Source organism: Bradyrhizobium sp. WSM1743 (assembly GCF_000473065.1).
Classification (GTDB): Bacteria; Pseudomonadota; Alphaproteobacteria; order Rhizobiales; family Xanthobacteraceae; genus Bradyrhizobium.
The window spans coordinates 1-18,165 of sequence record NZ_AXAZ01000060.1; the positions used below are offsets into that span (position 1 = coordinate 1).

At 64.4% G+C, this 18,165-nt stretch carries 20 protein-coding genes; 6 read left to right on the forward strand and 14 right to left on the reverse strand.

The annotated features are described in order from the left end of the window. A partial coding sequence (locus YU9_RS42745; protein ID WP_036018387.1) for a helix-turn-helix domain-containing protein occupies positions 1-198 on the reverse strand: 198 nt, incomplete at its 3' end. A gap of 317 nt (positions 199-515) precedes the next feature. Between YU9_RS42745 and YU9_RS0128585 the strand changes: the two genes are divergently transcribed. Both YU9_RS0128585 and YU9_RS0128590 read left to right on the forward strand, forming a co-directional pair. After that, complete coding sequence (locus YU9_RS0128585; RefSeq protein WP_027575879.1) at positions 516-1,124, forward strand: hypothetical protein; 609 nt, start codon at positions 516-518, stop codon at positions 1,122-1,124. Positions 1,125-1,188: 64 nt separating this feature from the next. Further along, positions 1,189-1,527 carry a hypothetical protein gene (locus YU9_RS0128590; RefSeq protein ID WP_156952180.1) on the forward strand — a complete coding sequence of 113 codons (339 nt, stop codon included), beginning with the start codon at positions 1,189-1,191 and terminating at the stop codon, positions 1,525-1,527. A 433-nt stretch (positions 1,528-1,960) separates the two neighbouring features. Here the strand turns inward: YU9_RS0128590 and YU9_RS0128595 are convergent, their stop codons facing one another. Genes YU9_RS0128595 through YU9_RS0128605 form a run of 3 tightly spaced genes read right to left on the reverse strand, consistent with a single transcriptional unit; the run spans position 1,961 to position 3,818 of the window. After that, positions 1,961-2,260: a transcriptional regulator gene (locus tag YU9_RS0128595; RefSeq protein ID WP_027575881.1), complete on the reverse strand. Its 300-nt coding sequence runs from the start codon at positions 2,258-2,260 to the stop codon at positions 1,961-1,963. After that, the gene (locus YU9_RS0128600; RefSeq protein WP_027575882.1) at positions 2,260-2,811 is read right to left on the reverse strand and encodes a hypothetical protein; all 552 of its coding nucleotides are present in this window, start codon (positions 2,809-2,811) and stop codon (positions 2,260-2,262) included. The genes YU9_RS0128595 and YU9_RS0128600 overlap by 1 nt, the downstream gene beginning before the upstream one ends. Further along, positions 2,808-3,818, reverse strand: a complete 1,011-nt coding sequence (locus YU9_RS0128605) for an alpha/beta hydrolase (RefSeq protein WP_027575883.1) — start codon at positions 3,816-3,818, stop codon at positions 2,808-2,810. Before YU9_RS0128605 ends, YU9_RS0128600 begins: the two co-directional genes overlap by 4 nt. A 137-nt stretch (positions 3,819-3,955) precedes the next feature. Between YU9_RS0128605 and xseA the strand changes: the two genes are divergently transcribed. After that, positions 3,956-5,575 carry an exodeoxyribonuclease VII large subunit gene (gene xseA / locus YU9_RS0128610; protein ID WP_027575884.1) on the forward strand — a complete coding sequence of 540 codons (1,620 nt, stop codon included), beginning with the start codon at positions 3,956-3,958 and terminating at the stop codon, positions 5,573-5,575. A gap of 308 nt (positions 5,576-5,883) precedes the next feature. Here the strand turns inward: xseA and YU9_RS48225 are convergent, their stop codons facing one another. Together YU9_RS48225 and YU9_RS0128620 are read right to left on the reverse strand one after the other, a co-directional pair. After that, positions 5,884-6,033, reverse strand: a complete 150-nt coding sequence (locus YU9_RS48225) for a hypothetical protein (RefSeq protein WP_156952181.1) — start codon at positions 6,031-6,033, stop codon at positions 5,884-5,886. A 263-nt stretch (positions 6,034-6,296) separates the two neighbouring features. Next, on the reverse strand, positions 6,297-7,118 hold the full coding sequence (locus YU9_RS0128620; protein ID WP_027575885.1) for a dienelactone hydrolase family protein: 822 nt from the start codon (positions 7,116-7,118) through the stop codon (positions 6,297-6,299). A gap of 194 nt (positions 7,119-7,312) precedes the next feature. On the opposite strand from YU9_RS0128620, the gene YU9_RS0128625 reads away from it, so the two are divergent. Next, positions 7,313-7,540, forward strand: a complete 228-nt coding sequence (locus YU9_RS0128625) for a DUF2093 domain-containing protein (RefSeq protein WP_014491939.1) — start codon at positions 7,313-7,315, stop codon at positions 7,538-7,540. Positions 7,541-7,556: 16 nt separating this feature from the next. Here YU9_RS0128625 and YU9_RS51185 read toward each other — a convergent pair whose 3' ends face one another. After that, a complete protein-coding gene (locus tag YU9_RS51185; protein WP_371259211.1) occupies positions 7,557-8,108 on the reverse strand; it encodes a hypothetical protein in 552 nt (183 codons plus the stop codon). 276 nt (positions 8,109-8,384) lie between these two features. On the opposite strand from YU9_RS51185, the gene YU9_RS46290 reads away from it, so the two are divergent. Further along, on the forward strand, positions 8,385-8,570 hold the full coding sequence (locus YU9_RS46290; protein WP_027575887.1) for a hypothetical protein: 186 nt from the start codon (positions 8,385-8,387) through the stop codon (positions 8,568-8,570). A gap of 310 nt (positions 8,571-8,880) precedes the next feature. Here the strand turns inward: YU9_RS46290 and lpxK are convergent, their stop codons facing one another. The 6 genes from lpxK to YU9_RS0128670 form a co-directional block, all read right to left on the reverse strand. Then, positions 8,881-9,897 carry a tetraacyldisaccharide 4'-kinase gene (gene lpxK, locus YU9_RS0128645; RefSeq protein WP_027575888.1) on the reverse strand — a complete coding sequence of 339 codons (1,017 nt, stop codon included), beginning with the start codon at positions 9,895-9,897 and terminating at the stop codon, positions 8,881-8,883. After that, positions 9,890-11,236 (reverse strand): 3-deoxy-D-manno-octulosonic acid transferase, encoded by a 1,347-nt coding sequence (locus YU9_RS0128650; protein WP_027575889.1) that lies wholly within the window; start codon positions 11,234-11,236, stop codon positions 9,890-9,892. Before YU9_RS0128650 ends, lpxK begins: the two co-directional genes overlap by 8 nt. After that, the gene (locus tag YU9_RS0128655; RefSeq protein ID WP_027575890.1) at positions 11,199-11,912 is read right to left on the reverse strand and encodes a lysophospholipid acyltransferase family protein; all 714 of its coding nucleotides are present in this window, start codon (positions 11,910-11,912) and stop codon (positions 11,199-11,201) included. The genes YU9_RS0128650 and YU9_RS0128655 overlap by 38 nt, the downstream gene beginning before the upstream one ends. After that, on the reverse strand, positions 11,909-12,151 hold the full coding sequence (locus YU9_RS0128660; RefSeq protein WP_027575891.1) for a DUF4170 domain-containing protein: 243 nt from the start codon (positions 12,149-12,151) through the stop codon (positions 11,909-11,911). Before YU9_RS0128660 ends, YU9_RS0128655 begins: the two co-directional genes overlap by 4 nt. Before the next feature lie 61 nt (positions 12,152-12,212). Continuing rightward, a complete protein-coding gene (locus YU9_RS0128665; protein ID WP_027575892.1) occupies positions 12,213-13,031 on the reverse strand; it encodes a 3'(2'),5'-bisphosphate nucleotidase CysQ in 819 nt (272 codons plus the stop codon). Beyond that, the gene (locus YU9_RS0128670) at positions 13,018-14,409 is read right to left on the reverse strand and encodes a TldD/PmbA family protein (protein WP_027575893.1); all 1,392 of its coding nucleotides are present in this window, start codon (positions 14,407-14,409) and stop codon (positions 13,018-13,020) included. The genes YU9_RS0128665 and YU9_RS0128670 overlap by 14 nt, the downstream gene beginning before the upstream one ends. Before the next feature lie 264 nt (positions 14,410-14,673). Here YU9_RS0128670 and YU9_RS0128675 point away from each other — a divergent pair, with 264 nt between their 5' ends. Further along, a complete protein-coding gene (locus YU9_RS0128675) occupies positions 14,674-15,192 on the forward strand; it encodes a DUF6101 family protein (protein WP_027575894.1) in 519 nt (172 codons plus the stop codon). Positions 15,193-15,254: 62 nt separating this feature from the next. On the opposite strand, the gene YU9_RS0128680 is transcribed toward YU9_RS0128675, so the two are convergent. After that, on the reverse strand, positions 15,255-17,798 hold the full coding sequence (locus tag YU9_RS0128680) for an autotransporter domain-containing protein (protein ID WP_027575895.1): 2,544 nt from the start codon (positions 17,796-17,798) through the stop codon (positions 15,255-15,257). Positions 17,799-18,165 lie beyond the last annotated feature (367 nt).

Consider the following 18,165-nt stretch of genomic DNA (forward strand, 5'->3'; position numbering starts at 1 on the left):
GCCAGGTTTGGGTCCGGGCTTCCGGTTCAAACCGTCCGGCCCATCGGCGTTCCAGGCTTTGATCCAGTCATGAAGAATCTTGCGGGATATCCCAAGCTCGCGGGCCACAGGAAGGACGCCTTCGCCCCGCTCAACCCGCTTGATCGCCTTCAATTTGTAAGCCGTCGGAAACTGACGCTTCTTTCCTGGTCCTGCCACAGGTCATCCTCGAAATGCCTGTCACTGTAATTATCGTGTCTCACTTCAGGGGTGCAGTCCAGTGCACAAATTCCAAAGCCTAAGCATTAGTTGCCCCCGTTTAGTGCACTGTCACCGTACTTCCAGTTGGAGACGTCGAGCGTCTTTGGTTGCCGCCAGCAATGCGGTGATCTGTGGATACGCCTCAATCGTCTCGTCCTGTGACAGCGCCTTAAAACTTGCTACGATGCTGGCCATACAACCTCAACGAATAATAGCCGAGGCTAGGCTTTGCGCCGAAAAAGGCCAACTTGGCTTGCGGGGTAGAAAGGTGCGTTATGGCGAAGAGGATAAGGGCGCGGGTCCAGGAGACCCGACACGTTCGCCCACACAACGACCTCGACAGCGCGGCCTTCTATTTCCAGAAGATCATCAGGGACAAGCTCGCATCCAACACGCACGATGCGCTGTACTTCGATTGCATGGCCTGCTCGACCATGATGGCTTTCGCGTTCGAGGCTTACCTCAACTTTTTCGGTGCCGAGCTGGTGAAGCCGTGGCAGGAGCGCCAGGGGATCAACGACAAGATCAAGCAGGTCTTTGCGGCCCTGAAACTAGCGCCGGATTGGTCGGCGAGGCCGTTCAGCAGCATGAGGGCGATGAAGGATCTGCGCGACGTTTTCGCCCACGCCAAGCCGCAAACCTTCGAGCTGGACAAGATTGTAGAGGCGGAGGTCGGCGAGTTGGACGGCAAGCGGTATGATATCGGCCCTGAATGGGAGAAGACCTGTACCCCCGATATCGTCCTTGCAGCCTATGAGGACCTGGAAGCGGCATGGAGGGTGATGTTCGAGGCCTCAGGCTTGACCGTCTTTCAGGCTATGGACCACGGCGAAGGCGGATTGACCTTCATCGAGCACGTGGAGGAGAAGGCAAGTCAGGTTTAAAGCGTTCTCCGCTCCGGCTGTATCCCCTACCCTGCGTCAGAATAAGGATTTTGATCGCGGCAACTTGGTCATTGCTGAAAATGCAGTGGCCTTCACTGCACCAGCCAGTCACCCACACATCGCCGAACCCTTCGATATGCTCAAGGGCCTTCTGGAAACCCTCTTCGGAGACATCGACTATGCACCACCGTTCCAGCTTAGTCATGGCTTCACAATCAGGAAGGCGTTAGGTTTCAGCTTCAGCGCCTTCATCTCTTTCCACATCCAGCGCGGCATCGAGCCCCTGCCGGTCCAGCTGAGCTTGATGCTACTTCTGGGCTCCATTGCCATCCACTCCCTCCAGGGCAGCAAAAAGCCCGGTCGGATGCCATCCCGCCGGGCCAGTTGCGCGTCATGCTTATGAGCTAGCGAGCATCATAAGTACCAGCATGATGAGCTGTAGGTCGACTTTCACGTCGATTCTTATGCACATGGCGATCTCCTTTCCGGACGGCGCCGAAGGCGTTCAGCGTGGCGTTTTAACCTCCTGTGGTCTCGCTCTGGCCCGTACCTGCCGAGCGGCCGGTCAAAATATCCTAAAACACGTAGAGCGGGAAAGCCCGTGCTCATCCGCTTCCTGTTCGCCACCTGGGCGAACTTCATGCTGTTCGGCCAGAATTACTGTGACGGTCCGGGACTACTCCCTGAAGTGAGACACGATAATTACAGTGACAGTGGGGTTCTCACGCCGCGCTACCGCGCTTTTTTTGCGTGAAGGCGCTTTCGAACTCAGGGGGCTGGTGGCTGCCCCGGAATGACTGGGGCGAGATGGGCGCCAGTTAGCACGACGGCGGATGCTACCCCTGCCTCCCCGCAATGATCTCCTGCAACGTCGCCACATGCCGCGCGAAGGCGCCGCGGCCCGCAGGCGTCGCCGTCACCGTGGTCTGCGGCTTCTTCCCCACAAAAGCCTTCTCCACCGACACGTAGCCGGCCTTCGCCAACGTCTCGATATGCGCGCCGAGATTGCCGTCGGTGGCGCCGGTCAGCTTCTTCAGCCGCGCGAATTCCAGGCCTGACGCGACCGGCAGCGCGTTCAGGGCCGCCATGATCTTCAGCCGCAATGGCTGATGGATGATGTCGTCGAGCTCGGCCATCAGATTCGCCGCATCCAGAGACCGCCGAGGATGAGGCCGCCGCCGTTGACGAAGGCCATCCAGAGCGGGAAGGCTTCGCCGATGGTGAAGAAGCCGATCAGCGTCAAAGCGGTGATGCCGAGACCGATCGCGATGAAGGCATGGCCGAACCAGAGACCGGCGAGGGTGTAGAACAGCATGAAATAGATCGGCCAGAAGGCGCCGAGCTCGCGCGGGCCGAAATGACCGAGCACGCTGGTGCAGATATAGCCGAACGCGAAGAACAGGACGAAGACCAGCACGAGCCTGATATCGAAAGCGGCAGCCCGGGCTTGCGACGGAGTAAGCAATCGTATCGCAACCAGGCCGCCGACACCCAGAATGTCGACGGCGGGCCACGCATAGACTGCGTAGATCGGCCAAAGCCAGGTCACAAAGTTGCCGGCGAAGACCAGGACGCCCCACCAGAGCGCCGCCAGGCTGGCCAGCTCATAGAGCTGCGACTGCCGCAGGCGCTGGACGATGTCGTCGATATCAGCGAGTGCTTCAGCAGCCTGCTTGCTGTCGATCATGACTGGCCGCTCCCGCGTGTTGCCACGTCCTCCGCAATCGCATTGACCGCCTTCGGATTGGTGACGATGCCCATGTGGTTGACGCCCTCGATCAGCTTGACCTCGACGGACGGCTTTATCGCTTGCACGGCCTCAGCATATTTATCGGAGATCATCATCTCGTCCTCAGTGCCGCCGAAGATCGTCATCGGATGCGTCACGGCCGGCAGATCGAGCCGATAGCCATGCGTCGCAAAGTTGCGCATCAGGCGGTCGGAATAGGTAGAGGTGAGATACTTCGCCGAACTCGGCGGCACCGCGAAGGCGAGCACCGGAAGCTGCGCACAGCAGTCGATGCCAAGCTTGCGCAGCGCGGTGAGTCCCAGGAAGCGCGGAATGTCGGCACTCACCCAACCGCCGTTGCTCGGCCTGTTGGTCGGTGCGTCATAGCCAAGATAGGGCGCGAGCAGCACGGTGCGGATGAACATGTCCTGCATGATCGGTGTCGCGGCAACGCGCAGTGAGAAGCCGGCGCCGGCGGAATGGCCGATCAGGGTCAGCGGCAGATCGGGCGCGCTCTTGCGGACATGCGCGACGAAATCGACGAGGTCGTCCTCGAGCTGGCCAACATAGCCGATATCGCCGCGCGTGCCGGAGCCGCCATGGCCGCGGATGTCCAGCGCCCAGGTCTCCACGCCACGCGCGGCGATCGCATGGGTCAGCGCGTGATTGACGGTGCCGCTGGAGCCGGAAGAGCCATGGATGAAGATCGCGCCGCGGCCTGTCTCCGGGCCGTTCGGCGCATAATGGCGATAGCCGATCCAGGTGCCGTCGCGGGCCTGAAAGCGCTCGAGCGGCGGCAGTGTGGACCAAATGATACCCTTGGCGGAATCCGAAACCGATCGCATCTCGGGCGGTCGCTCCAGCGGCATTGCGATCATGGCGCCCAGAATCAACGCCACAGCGCCGATTGCACACAGGACCCATTTCAGACCGTTCAAAATGCCGCCCAGTAGCCGGATCGCCACGCCATCCCCCTCAAACTCATCAACCAACAGAGAACTCTGTATAACAGAGTATTCTTTTGGTCAATCCCTGGATTGGCGCCGCGCCGCGAAAATCCTTAACGTCGGGTCTGACCCCAAAATGCCGAATCGTTTTTGAGATGCCGCCTGCGGAACAACTGCTCAACGCGCCCGAATTCACCGTCTCCGAACTGTCCCTGTCCCTGAAACGGACGGTCGAGGACGCCTACGGCCATGTCCGGGTCCGCGGCGAGATCTCCGGCTTTCGCGGGCCCCACTCCTCCGGCCATTGCTATTTCGCGCTCAAGGACGAGAGCGCCAAGATCGAGGCGGTGATCTGGAAGGGCGTGCACGGGCGGATGCGGTTCAAGCCCCAGGAGGGGCTCGAGGTGATCGCCACCGGCAAGCTGACCACTTACCCCGGCTCCTCGAAATACCAGATCGTGATCGAGGCGCTGGAGCCGGCCGGCATCGGCGCGCTGATGGCGTTGATGGAGGAGCGCAAGAAGAAACTCGCCGCCGAGGGCCTGTTCGACGAGGCGCGCAAGCAATTGCTGCCCTGGCTGCCGGAGGTGATCGGCGTCGTGACCTCGCCGACCGGCGCGGTCATCCGCGACATCCTGCATCGGCTCGAGGACCGCTTCCCCCGCCGCGTGCTGGTCTGGCCCGTGAAGGTGCAGGGCGACGGCTCGGCCGAGCAGGTCGCGGCCGCGATCCGCGGCTTCAACGCGCTCTCCGAGGGCGGCAGGATCCCGCGGCCTGACGTCTTGATCGTCGCGCGCGGCGGCGGCTCGCTGGAGGACCTCTGGTCGTTCAACGAGGAGATCGTGGTGCGCGCGGCGGCCGACAGCATGATCCCGCTGATCTCCGCGGTCGGGCACGAGACCGACATCACGCTGATCGATTTCGTCGCCGACAAGCGCGCCCCGACGCCGACGGCAGCGGCGGAGATGGCGGTGCCGGTGCGCAGTGACCTGTTCGTCGAGGTCGCCAATCTCGCGCGGCGCACCCGTGCCTGCTGGCAGCGCGGCCACGAGAATCGTCGCAACGAACTGCGCGCCGCCGCGCGCGCACTGCCGGCAGCCGGCGATCTCCTGGCGATCCCGCGGCAACGGCTGGATTCGGCGGGCGCCTCCCTGCCCCGCTGCCTCAAGGCCAACACGCATGCGCATTTCCGCAGATTCACCGCCGCAAGCTCGAAACTGACGCTGCGGGTGCTGCACGGCCAGATATCGCAGGCCGATCACCGTCTCACCGTGTGCGGCGAACGGCTCGGCCTGTCCGCGCGATCGCTGCTGCGGCAGCGGCGCGACCGCTTTGCCGGGCTTGAAGTGCGCTTGCGCGCCTCGAAGCTCTCCAACGCGCAGGCGCAGCGCAACGCGATTGCCCGCCAGCGCGAGCGCACCCATCGTCTGGCCGAGCGTGCCGGCCGCGCGCTCGTCACGCTGCTGCACCGGCTCGATGCCCGTGTCGAGAACAGCGGCAAGCTGCTCTCCGCGCTGTCCTATCGCAGCGTGCTCGCGCGCGGCTTTGCCCTGGTGCGCGACGAGGCCGGCCATCCCGTGCATGCGGCGGAGTCGATCGGTCCCGGCACACGCGTCGAGATCGAGTTCGCCGATGGCCGCGTCGGCGCGACGGCGGATGCGGATCGCCCGCCCCCCGCGGCAAAGCGCGCGCCATCGCAAGCCAAGCCGGCCGCGGAGACAAAGCCGGCGCCGAAGCGGGTGGTCAAGCCTGTGGATCAGGGCAGCTTGTTCTGAGAAGCGATGGCCCGCGCTTCACGTCCGGTGTCATTCCCCGCCATGTGCGCAATTGCGCACTGGAGGCAGCGCGTAGCCGGCCCCCCCCCTAATGTACAGGGCTATCGCATTTGAGCGGTTTTCGCTGCGGCCATCCTTCGAGACGCCCGCTTTTGGCGGGCTCCTCAGGATGAGGACGGAGTGCGCGGCACCAGTTTCAACGAGCAATGACGCCGATTAGCCTCATCCTGAGGAGGCGCGTAAGCGCCGTCTCGAAGGACGAGGCGTGCGCGCAGGCCGCCGCCATCAGTCATATGCCATAGCCCTGCCTACCGGCAGGACAATCCCGCGTCGATCGTGGTCCAGAAGCCGCAATGGTCCGGCGCGCGCTGTGGGGCGCCGGCATGGGCCTCGAACAGGAGGATCGCGACGGTGAAGACGATCAGCGCGGAGGCGAAGAGGGCGATGCGGTTGCGCATGTGAAATGCGTTGAATCGACATCATGGTCGAATGATGGCGCCGCCACAGGCTGAAACCGCATCGAGGCGCGGTCCGTAGATTCCCGGTCGGCCATACTCCGTGCAGGGCGGTGGTCGATGCGGGGCCGTCCGCCTGATGTTGTTCCTCGGGCGGCCCCGCTTGGGAAGCGTAGCCCGGATGGAGCGCAGCGTAATCCGGGTCGTGCCACATACGACGGTCCTCCCGGATTTCGCTGCGCTCCATCCGGGCTACGAGACCTCAATCACCGCGCCAGCCACTCCGCGACGTCCTTCTGCGAGGCCGCGCGCGCCTCGGCGTCTGTGCCTAAATGATCGCGCTCGGGTGCGGCGGCGTCGCTGCCGGCAGCTGCGTGCAGCGGCATGTTGGCGCGGTCGAAATCGTGATCGGCGCCGGGATAGACCACGATGCGCGCGAGCGCGCTGCGGCCGCGCGCGCCGTCCACCATCTGACGGCAGGCCGGCGGCGACGACACGTCGTCATCGGCGCCGATCAGCACCAGCGTCGGCACCCGCGTGCTCCAGCCCAAACCCGCCGAGATCCGGCAGTCCGGATAGAACGCGATCGCGGCGCGGAAATCCGGACTGAGATCGCGCGCCGCGCTCTGCGGGCGCACGGCCCAGAGCAGCGCGCTCGCACCATTCGCCCAGCCGATCAGGCTGACGCGGTCGCGCGCCACCCAGGCCTGCTTCATCAGCCAGGCGCGTGAGGCCGCGATATCGGCGACGCGTTCGCGCCGCGCCTTGACATGACTCTCCTTGATCCGGCATTGCGGCCCGAGCTCGCGCGAGCCGTAGCTGTCGGGCAGCAGCACGGCATTGCCGCCCCTGAGCAGGCGCTCGGCCCAATCGCGATAGCGCGGCAGCACCGGATCGGAATGGCCGCCGAGGCCGCCGCAGCCATGCAGCGCGATCACGGTCGGAAACGGGCCTGCGCCTTCGGGCTTGTAGAGCTGCGCATGGAGGACCCCGGACGCGAGCGGGATCTCGACCAGCTGCGGCGCCGGCGCGGCGGGCGCAGCCGACATCAGCAGCATCAGGAACAGGGCGGTCAGTCGAAGGCGCATCGGACTCTGCCGTAGGAGGTGCCGGAACCAGCGATCCTTCAACCGAAGCATTATCACGCGGAAACGGCGGCAAAACATCACAAGCCGGTGGGTTTTACGGGCGGACAAGCCACCCTATCTATGCTACATCCCGTCCAACATATCGTGCCCTCCAAGGTTCTCCATGGAGAGGCCATCCGCGGAGACTTTCGACCGTGCTGAACAAGTTCGGCCCCTCGGGCCATGGCGAAGCGCAGGTGCAGTATCTCGACGGCGATTTCCGCGTGATCTCGCCGGGGACCTTCGTGCGCTGCGCCATCACCGACACGCGAATCCCGCTCGACGAGCTGAAGTATTGGAGCGTGGATTTGCAGGAGGCCTACGCCACGCCCGCCGCGGTGCTGCAGCGGCACTTTCCCGGAGCGCTGAAGCCGCAGCCGTGAGGCCGTGCCCGCGCGCCTATTGTTGTTCAGCGCCATCTGCGCCATCCGTGCCGACGCAGGTCTTGATGAAGGCCTTCCTGGGCTCGCCGACGACCTTCTGATCAATCGCCTGCTTCAGGCAATCGAACCGCGCCTGCGCCATGCAGAGCTGCAGCTGGTCGCGCTTGTCCTGCCCTTTCAGGCTTTGCGTCGTGGCGAGACACGTCACGCGCTTGGTCGCGGGGACTGGCACCGTCGCAGTTGGAGCTGCGGACGGCGTCGTTTGGGCGAACACCGGCGCAACAATCAGACACAAAAGGCTTGCGGCGATACCTGCGAACGGCGATTTCATCGAACTCTCCTGATCGTCTGAAACTGGTAGGACGGTTGCGATGAATGAGGCGTGAATGGCAAGCTGCTGTCGGTGAGCAAATGGTAGTTGCCCTGCCGCCGTCGTTGCACGAGCTGTGCAGAGGGTCGGCGTCTCGACGATGGCGCGCACCTGAAGTGCGAGTCTCACAGCTGAAATGATCTTCAGTCGTGTCGACCAGCGTGCATTGAATGTTCCTTGCACTTGGAGATCATCCATTTCGCGCTGTGGTTGGATTTTTTTTGCAGTTCCGCGTCCTTAAGTTGTTTGACGAAGTCTTGCTGAAACAGAGAGCTGCTATATTGCACGCTAGGTAACCGGCCCCCGTTCTTTTGTATCGCACAGGCAATCGACCAACCAATCGGCCATTGAGCTCTGGAATTGGAACGGTCTGTGAACGGGCTCATATCGAAGAGCCATTTTAGCGGGCTACGATCACCTCGAAAATCAGCAGTGGAATATCTGTAAATCAAAATCAAACGGTGGGGGTGGATCATGCCCGCCATATTCGACCTGCTCTATCGTGAATATTGCCGCGCCCGGCTCGCTGAAATGCGCAAACAGCTTCTGATCGCAGCTGAACGCTCCGAGACTCTCGAAGCGGATCATCATCCTGCGAATCGGGATGACGGTGAGAGAACGGACGCAGACCGCACGACCGGTCTCGGCATGCCGAATTGAAGCGGCCCCAAGACCGAACGATCACTCCCGCATAGCAATGACCAAGCAATTGGCAACAGTTTGGGAGACAGCAATGAATACACCCGAGTCCTACACCGTCATCGTGGCCTGCATCTCGTGCCTGACCATTGCCGGATTGATCGCCGTCGGGGCGTGGTGAGCATGACCCCCTCGACTCGTTGCAGACGTGGTGCTGCCTTAGACATGAGCGCAGCTGCCGTAGGGTGGACAAAGCGCAAGCGTGCCCACAAGGCCACTCCGGCCGCGATCGTAGATGGTGGCCACGCTGCGCTTTGCCCACCCTACGAGGTCATCGCGCGGAAAACCTTCGCTCGCGCGCCTTGTACAGGTGATAGCTGATCAGTTGCCGCAGCTTTGCCGGCTCATCGAACTCGAGCTGAACGGCGAATGGCACGATGCCATCCGGCACGCCTTCGCGGCCGCGCAGGCGTGCAAGGTCTTTCTCCGTCGTCACCAGCGTGAGCTGCTCGCGCCGGGCGTCCGCTGCGAGCGCTGCGATCTCGTCTTGCGAAAACATGTGGTGGTCGGCGAAGGCGCGCGTGCGCGCGACCTCGATGCCGCTCGCACGCAGCGTGCGGAAGAAGCGGCCGGGATCGCCGATGCCGGCGAAGGCGAAGACCCGCTTGCCGAGCAGCTGCTTAAGCGATGCTGCAACCGGCTTCAGCCGCGCGCGCAGCTCGGGCTTGTCGCGCTTGGCAAGCTCGGCCGCGACATCGTTGGCGGCACGGCCATCGCCGATCAGCACCAGCGCGTCGGTGCGCGCGAGCTGCGCCTGCAGCGGAGCGCGCAAGGGGCCTGCGGGAAACACCTTGCCATTGCCGAGGCCGCGCTCGCTGTCGATCACGATCAGCGAGGCGTCCTTGAGCAGACCAGGATTCTGGAAACCGTCATCCATCAGGATCACGGTAGCGCCCTGCGATTTCGCCAGCGCGACGCCGTCGAGGCGGTCGCGCGCGACTGCGACCGGGACGTCGCGCGCCATCATCAGGGGCTCGTCGCCGACCTCGGTTGCGGTGTGACGTGCGCGGTCGACCATCACCGGGCCCTTCAGGCGTCCGCCATAGCCGCGGCTGAGCACCACCGGCGTCTCGCCGAGCTCGCGCAACAGCTTGGTCAACGCCAGCACGGTCGGCGTCTTGCCGGCGCCGCCGACGTGGTAGTTGCCGACGCAGATCACGGGGATGCCGGCGTCCACGCCCTGGCGCAGCATGCGCCGCGCGGTGATGGCGCCGTAGAGCATACCCAGGGGGCAAAGGACATGCGAAAGCGGGGAACGTGGCCGGTACCAGAAGGCCGGCTCACGCATTGGCGGCCCCCATCTCGATCCGCAACTGCAACAGATACGGCTCGAGCGCGGCCATGGTGCGATCGAGCGCACCGCCAAGCTGCTCGACCACGCCCGAGCCTGCGCGTTGCATCTTGTCGCGCACCGTCGGCTCGGCCAGAAGCTGCCCGAGCTGCTTGACCAACGCTTCCTGCGTGTCGGCCTGCCGTGCCCCGCCGCTCGCATCGAGCGCCTCATAGACGTCGGCGAAGTTGAACACGTGCGGACCATGGACGATCGCGGCGCCAAGCTTGATCGCTTCGATCGGATTCTGGCCGCCATGGTGGATCAATGATCCGCCCATGAACACGATTCCCGAGAGCCTATAGAACAGTCCGAGCTCGCCCATGGTGTCGGCGACATAGACATCGGTCGTCGCCGTCGGCAGGTCCTCGCGCGAGCGCAATGCCGGCTTGAGGCCGGACGCGGTGACGAGGCCCGCGATCGAGGAGCCGCGATCCGGATGCCGCGGCACGATCACGGTGAGAAGCTGCGGGAAGAAACCGACGAGGCTGCGATGCGCCGCCACCAGCATCTCGTCCTCGCCCGGATGGGTCGAGGCAGCGACGATGATCGGACGCCCGCGAGTCATCGCCATCAGCCGTTCGAGCTTGGCGGGGTCGGCCGGCGGCGCCGGCACGTCGAGCTTGAGATTGCCCGTGGTGACGACGTCACGGCCGCCGAGCGCGGAGAAGCGCTCGGCATCAATCTTCGACTGCGCAAGGCAGATGTCGAACCGCGACAGCAGCGCCGAGATGGTGCCATGCATGCGCCGCCAGCGCGGGAAGGAGCGCGGCGACATCCGACCGTTGATCAGCACCATCGGCACCCGGCGCGCCGCGCCGGCGAGGATCAGGTTCGGCCACAGGTCGGATTCGATGAACAGCGCCAGCGATGGCTTCCAATGATCGAGGAAGCGCGCGACATAGCGCGGCGAGTCATACGGCACGTATTGATGGATGACGTCGGGCGGAAAGCGCTTTGCCACCACCGCCGCCGAGGTGACGGTGCCCGAGGTGAGCAGGATGCGCAGATTGAGATCGCGCAGGCGCTCGATCAGCGCCGCCGCGGCGAGCACCTCGCCGACACTGGCGCCGTGGATCCAGACCAGCGGGCCATGCGGCCGCACGTCGCGGGACAGGCCGCGCCGTTCGCCGACCCGCGCGGGGTCTTCCTTGCCCTGCTTCAGCCGCCGCTTGATCAGCGCAGGCGCGAGCGGCACCAGGCCGCTAGCCAGGCGCCGGTACATCCGCAGCGTGATCGGCAGCGCGATGGGCAGCGATTTAGGCATCTTCCGGTCCCGGGCGGCCGAGCTGCGCATAGGCGCGCCGGGTCGCCTCGTTCAGCGTATTCTCCAGCTCCTGCCGCAACGCTTCCATCGTGGCGGCGTCGGCATCTGCGGGAACGTGGATTTCCTTGATGCCGACCAATGCGCCCTGCCCGAATGGCAAATTGATGGTGGTGCGGTCCCAGTTCTTGAGCCGGACGAAGCGGCTGGTCGCCATCGCGAAAGGCATGATCGGCCGCCCCGATTCCCGTGCCAGCATGATGATGCCGAGCCCGGCCACGCGCGAACGCTTGGGGACATCGGCGGTCAGCGCGACATTACAACCGTCCTGGAGCGTCCGCACCATTTCCTTGAAAGCGCCGACCCCGCCCTTGCGGTGGAAAGCCCCGCCATGATCGCCCGAACCTCTGATCGTGCCGATGCCGAGCCGCTCGGCTGCGATGGCATTGAACTCGCCATCGCGATGCCGGGAGATCAGGACCCTGGCCTTGTACCAGTCCTTGTTCTTGATGAACGGGGTGAGGAAGTGCTGGCCGTGCCAGAAGGCGAAGATCGCCGGGATCTGCGGCTCGACGCGTTCATAGACATCAGGCGGATCGAACGTGAATCTGTTGGTCCGCCAGACAAAGCGCAGATATTCGGCCGCCAGGACCCCGACGGCACGCTGAACGAAGCTGCTTCGCAGCGTATTGCGAAGCAGTTTTTTCAACGCGCCGGTTCTTGATTCGGATCGAGCAGCCGGTGGAGATGGACGATGAAATAGCGCATCTGCGCGTTGTCGACCGTGCTCTGCGCCTTGGCGCGCCAGGCCGCGTGGGCGGTGGCATAGTTCGGATAGAGGCCGACGATGTCGACATCGTCCAGGTTCTTGAAGGTGTTGTGCTCGAGATCGACGAGCTCGCCGCCGATGACGAGGTGAAGCAGTTGTTGCGGGGCACTATCTGGCATGAGTTCGGTTCCTAACGGGCTGCCCGGCAAAGCAGTGTTCGAGAAGCACGACGAAAGCGCTTTAGGCTAAGGGACGGTTGCGAAAATGCGCGACAATGCCCGCATGACGATCGCGTCCCGCTGCCACCAGCACCCCGTGCGCCACTTCCCGGCGGTTATAGAGGATGGGTTCTCCGGAGAGGTCGCTCATCCTACCATCCGCTTCCTGCACGATCAAATCGGCTGCCGCAAGGTCCCAATCATGGCTGTTGCCCCCCGCAAAAGCCGCATCCAGCGCGCCGTGGGCGACCCGGCACAGCCGCAGCGCCAGCGAGCCGATTCGCCGGTGCAGCTTGATCTCGCCGAGTGACGGCTTCAGCCGCTCAACCAGCGGCTTCGGGCCGGCGACGCGGGCGAAGTCGAGCTCGGATCCTGGGGTTGCCCGCACCGGCCTGTCGTTGAGCGTCGTGCCCTGGCCGCGCACCGCGAAGAAGAACTCGTCGCTCGCCGGCGCGAACACCGCGGCCAGCACCGGCGCAGCATCCTCGACCAGCGCGACGCTGACGCACCATTCGTCATGCCCGCCGAGATAATTGCGCGTGCCGTCGATGGGATCGACGATCCAGGTCAGCCGCCGCGACAGCCGCGCCGCATCGTCGGCGCTCTCCTCGGACAGCCAGCCATAGCCGGGGGTCGCAGCGCGCAGGCGCGTTTCGAGCAGATCGTTGACGGCGATGTCGGCCTCAGACACCGGCGAGGACGCGCCCTTGATCCACTTCCGCAGCTCGGTGCGGAACATCGACTGCGCCAGCGCGCCCGCCTCCCGCACCGTGTCCTTCAGCAGCGCCGCGTCGCGGGTCAGGATGGTCTCGTCCAGCGAGGTCGCGTCAGCGTCCGCCAAGCGTCAAACCCTCGATGCGCACCGTCGGCGCATTGATGCCGTAGCGGAACTCGAGATTGTTCGCCGGCTGCATCGACTTGAAGATCTCGAACAGATGGCCGGCGATCGTCACCTCGCTGACGGGATAGGTGATCTCGCCGTTCTCGATCCAGAAGCCGGAGGCGCCGCGGCTGTAATCGCCGGTGACGCCGTTGACGCCGGAGCCGATCAGATCGGTGACATAGAAGCCCTGCTTGATGTCGGAGATCAGCTCGGCCGGCGTCGGCGTGCCGGGCTCGAGATGCAGATTGTACGGTCCGGGCGAGGGCGAGGAGGAGACGCCACGATGGGCGTGGCCGGTCGTGGTGAGGCCGAGCTCGCGCGCAGTCGCGCAGTCGAGCAGCCAGGTCGTCAGCACGCCCTCGTCGACCAGCGCGAATCTTTTCACCGCGACGCCTTCGGCGTCAAAGGTCTGCGAGCGCAGGCCGCGCTTGCGCAAGGGATCGTCGATGATGCGGATGTTGTTCGCAAACAGCTGCTGGCCAAGCTTGTCCTTGAGGAAGCTGGTCTTGCGCGCGATCGAGGCGCCGTTGATGGCGCCGACGAGATGGCCGACCAGCGAGCCGGCAACGCGCGGATCGAACACGACCGGCACCTTGCAGGTCTCGACCTTGCGCGGATTGTAGCGCGCCACGGTGCGCTCGCCGGCGGAACGGCCGACAGCTTCAGGCGGCAACAGATCGGCGCCATGCGGCGCCGAGGTGAAGTCGTAGTCGCGCTCCATGCTGGTGCCTTCGCCCGCTATGGCGGTCGCGGAAATGCCCTGGCTGGAGCGGAGGTAAGAGCCGTGGAAGCCGGTCGAGGTGACGAGCACCATGCCGCCGATGCCGGCCGAGGCCGAGGCGCCGCCGGATTTGGTCACGCCCTTGACGGCGAGCGCCGCAGCTTCGGCCGCGAGTGCGCGGCGCTCGAGCTCGGCCGTCGTGGGCACGTCGGGATCGAGCAGGTCGAGTTCGGGGAAGTCGCGCGCGAGCAGCGCGGGATCGGCGAGGCCGACAAATTTGTCGTCGGGCGCGACACGCGCCATCGCCACCGCGCGTTCGGCGAGCTTGGTGACGGCATCGCCGCTGACGTCGTTGGTCGAGACCACCGCCTGGCGCTGGCCGACCAGAACGCGCAGGCCGACATCGTCGCCCTCGGACCGCTCGGATTCCTCGACGCGACCGTCGCGGACCTCGACGCCCTGCGAGACCCCGCGCACCGCGACCGCATCGGCCGCATCCGCGCCGGCGCGCCTGGCCGCCTCGACCAGCCGCTGCGCGAGATCGGAGAGCGCGGACTGATCGAACAAATCGCGATTGGCTGAAGTCGAAAGCGTCGAGCTTGGTGAAGAGTTCACGAACGAAATCCTGTTGGGGCGGGGTTCGGGACCGGAACCCACAGATGTGCCCTGATAGCGCGGACTTCAAGCATTTTCAGCCCGCCAAAAGTTCAGATTCGCGACTTCGGCGCAACGTCTCGTCAATCATGCGCGCCAAGGTCTTGTCAATCATGAGCAGCAGTGACGGTGGGTTAACCAGCCTTTTTAAGCGGTTTCGGACAGGCGCGCGCTAAGGTCCTCGCATCGACCGGGAACATAATCCCGGCGGGGAGAACTAGAGCCGTGAGGCGTCAAACAGCAACATGCGGGGCCAACCCCGCCGGGTCGAGCCGCTCCTTGCGGCTCGACCCTCTTTCCCTTCCGGTCCGCTTCGATGCGCACGATCCGCGCGCCGACGGACATGTCAGGCAGATCGAGCTGCATCGCGAGCGTGTCGTGCTGCGCCGTGCCGTCCGCGGCATGCAGATGGCGATCAACGTGCGCGTTGCCGACTTCACCGGTGTCGCGTTGCGCGGCAACGACGAAGCGCAGACGCTCGTCCTCGTGCATCGCGATCCCTCGCTGTCCATTCCGCTGCTGGTCGGCGCCGATGCGGACGAGATCGCGCAAGCCTGGGCGACCTGGAGCGAGCTCTTCGCGCTGCCGCAGCTCGACGAGGGCGCCCGCAAGCCCGCGCCACGCCGTCGCCGCGCCAACGCGATCCGCGCCCGCCGTCCGAAATTTTTGATGCGCCGGCGCGCCGGCATGGCGCGCGAGCTGCCGGTTCATCAGGGCGAACGCGAGATCATCGCGAGGAATTGAGCCGGGTCAGGCCGTCGGCCGCGCACCCGCCTCAGCGAGCCCTGGGCTTGCGGAAACGCTGCTTAAAACCCCACCTTCAGGCCCAGTCGCACGTTGTAGGTAACGGCAGGGTCACTGGTGAATTGGGCATCCGCCGAGCCAAACAGTGCGGTGTTGCGAGCCACGATCGTGTCGAAGCCGAGGCCGACCGTGCCTCCAAACACGCTGGCAGCGCTGGTGTAGTTCACGGTGAAATCGGTCCCAGAGAAGCTGGCGCCAAATCGCTGCGGACCGACGCGCTGTTGGCCGAGCACCGAAGCGGTGAGCGAGAGTTTGGTAAGGGGGCTGGCTCCGCCGGTGAAGAATTCACGCGAGAACACCGCACCGACCCGCTCTTCGAAGAGATGGACTTGGCGCGCCTGGTAGGCCAGGTTCTGAGAGGAACCGGTTTCCGAATAACCCTCGTTGAAGGTGCCGCTGTAGCCAACCCGGACGAAGGGCGTGACGGTGACGGCAGGGCTGATTGTGTAGCGATAGCCGAGAGCGGCCTGCGGTGCGATGAAGTAGCCGCCGAAAGTTCCGACCGCAGTTTCCGTGGTGGCGGAATAGACCGTGCGCGTGCTTCTGGAATCGAGCCCACCCGTCGCAAGGGCCAGGTCGAACACCAGCGGCCCCCATTCCCGGCGACCGTAAACGCCGCCGAAATAGACGTCCGATTTCAGCGTGCCGGAGCCGTCCGCCATCCAGCCGGACAGGCTGCCCGCGCCGGCAAAGCCGCCGACCCGCCAATTCTCGAGCCTGCGATCGAAGCCGATCAGGCCACCATACTGGTTCGTGGTCGATCCGGCAGCCGATGGCGTCGATAGCTGGTTGCGAAGGCCCGCGAAGCTGCGCGCCCAGAACAGGTTGCCATAGGCGTCCATGCTGGTGCCTTGTGGCATGGACGCCATGGCAAGCCTGTTGCCGGAGCCGCGAAGCTGGTCGGGGAGCTGCGGCGCCAGGCTGCCGGAAGCACCATCCGCGTAGCCGATGGCGGGGCTGGAGGCCACGGTTTGCGGATAGTCGATGTTGTTGTCGAGGATGCCCGAGATGATGTTGAACAGCGAGCGGGTGAAATCCGGCACCATCGTCGGCGTGCTCGCCACGTTCGAAACGTTGGTCACGACGATATTGCCGGTGCCAGCGCCGTTCAGGCCCGACGTGATCAGCGTCTGCGAGCTGCTGGAGAGATTGATCGTGTTGGACGCGACCAGATATTGGTCGACCGGAAGGGTGTAGCTGCCGGTGCCGAAGTTGATCGTATTGCCGATGTTGTTGAAGTAGTAGATTGCGCCGTTGAAGACCGCACCCGGAAGCACGTTCAGCACATGGCCGGTGCTGCCCGCCACGGCATAGGTGATGGAACCTGCTGCGCCGGAGATCGTGCCGGCATTGGTGATGGTGCTGTTGTTGCGGGTGATGGCGATGCCGGAAAGGCCCGAGATCGTGCCCGAAGCACTGTTGGTGATATTGGAGCCCGCGCCTGCGAACACAGCGGTGCCGACCGCGCCCGATGTGATGCTGCCGCTATTGGTGAGCGTCAGCGCCCCCACAGCACGGATGCCGACGCCAGTGACGTTAGTGACGCCGCCTGAAATGCTGCCGGTGTTGATGACAGTCAGCGCCGAGCCGCCGGCGGGACTGAAGATGCCGCCACCATCGGACGTGATCGTGCCCGAATTGGTCACCGTGCCGCCGCCTGAGGCATACAGCGCCCAGCCGTTGTTGAAGCCGCTGGCGGTGATGGTTCCCTGATTGTTCAGGGTGACCGAGCCGACGACGTTGGCGATGCCATTGAGGCCCGAGATGCTGCCTCCGACATCGTTATGAACCTGGAAATTCAAACCGTCGACAGAGACGCCGGTGCCGTTACTGGCGGAGATGGTCCCTCTGTTGTCGACGAACGCATTGTCACCGCTGCCGCTGATGCCGTTCTGAAAGCCGGCGATGGTGCCGCCCGCGTTGTTGTGGATGGTAGAGCTCCCGCCACCCGCTGTCGGTCCGAACACGACGCCGGATAGTCCGGCTCCGGTGATCGTTCCGTAATTTGTGAGATCCAGGTCGTGTGCGACGTTGAGGCCGTTGGCGGCGCCGCTGATCGTCGCTCCACCATAGTTCTTCACGTTCGAAGCGCCGAGCTGGCCGCCGAGCTGGACGGCGTCGCCGCCGGTGCCCGTGATCTGGCCAAAGTTGTATATATTGGCGCCGCCGACGTTCGAGATGCCAAGGTTGCCGGAAATCACGCCGGTTGAGCTATTTATGATCGAGCCGAAGCCGCCGGCAGACACGCCAACTCCGTTGATGCTGGTGATCGTGCCGCTGTTATCGGTGATGATTATATCGTTGCCGGTTGCAACACCGGCGCTGGAGACTCCGGAAATCGATCCATCGTTGAGCGTGAGATGGAGGGTTCCTGTGTCCTGGATACCGTAGCTCGCGCCGGAAATCGTTGCGGAGTTCGAGCAGGTCTGATTGGCACCGGTGACCGTGCAGGCGGCCAAGGCGGGGGCGAGCTCTCCCGAGCCCAGGACGAGGGCAAAGGACCACGCGCTCGCGCAACAGGCCTTCCGGATCAAACTGGACGTCATGCAACCATTCCCCGCACTTGCAGAATCTCGCGGGGACTATGTCGGGCGGCGGGACGAACTTCTCGGCAGCCCTGACACTGCGTTATGTGAAAAAATGACGGTGTCGCATTTCGGAAACGTTCGCGGCGCGGCGACTGTCAAATCTGCCTGTCGTGGCTGTCAAATATGCGTAGACAGCACGCCGAAGGTGCGAGATCGATGAACGCGACGGCGTAGGGCTGCGACAGACCATCTAAGGCGCGCACCGGCGGCCCTCGCACCGGCACGGCAATTGCAGAATTCGAGTGATTGCCTGAGGCGCACGGGGGCCGCAAAGTTGCAAGTTGGTTCGCGCCGTCGCAATCTCCTTTCCTTTTTATCCACGAGC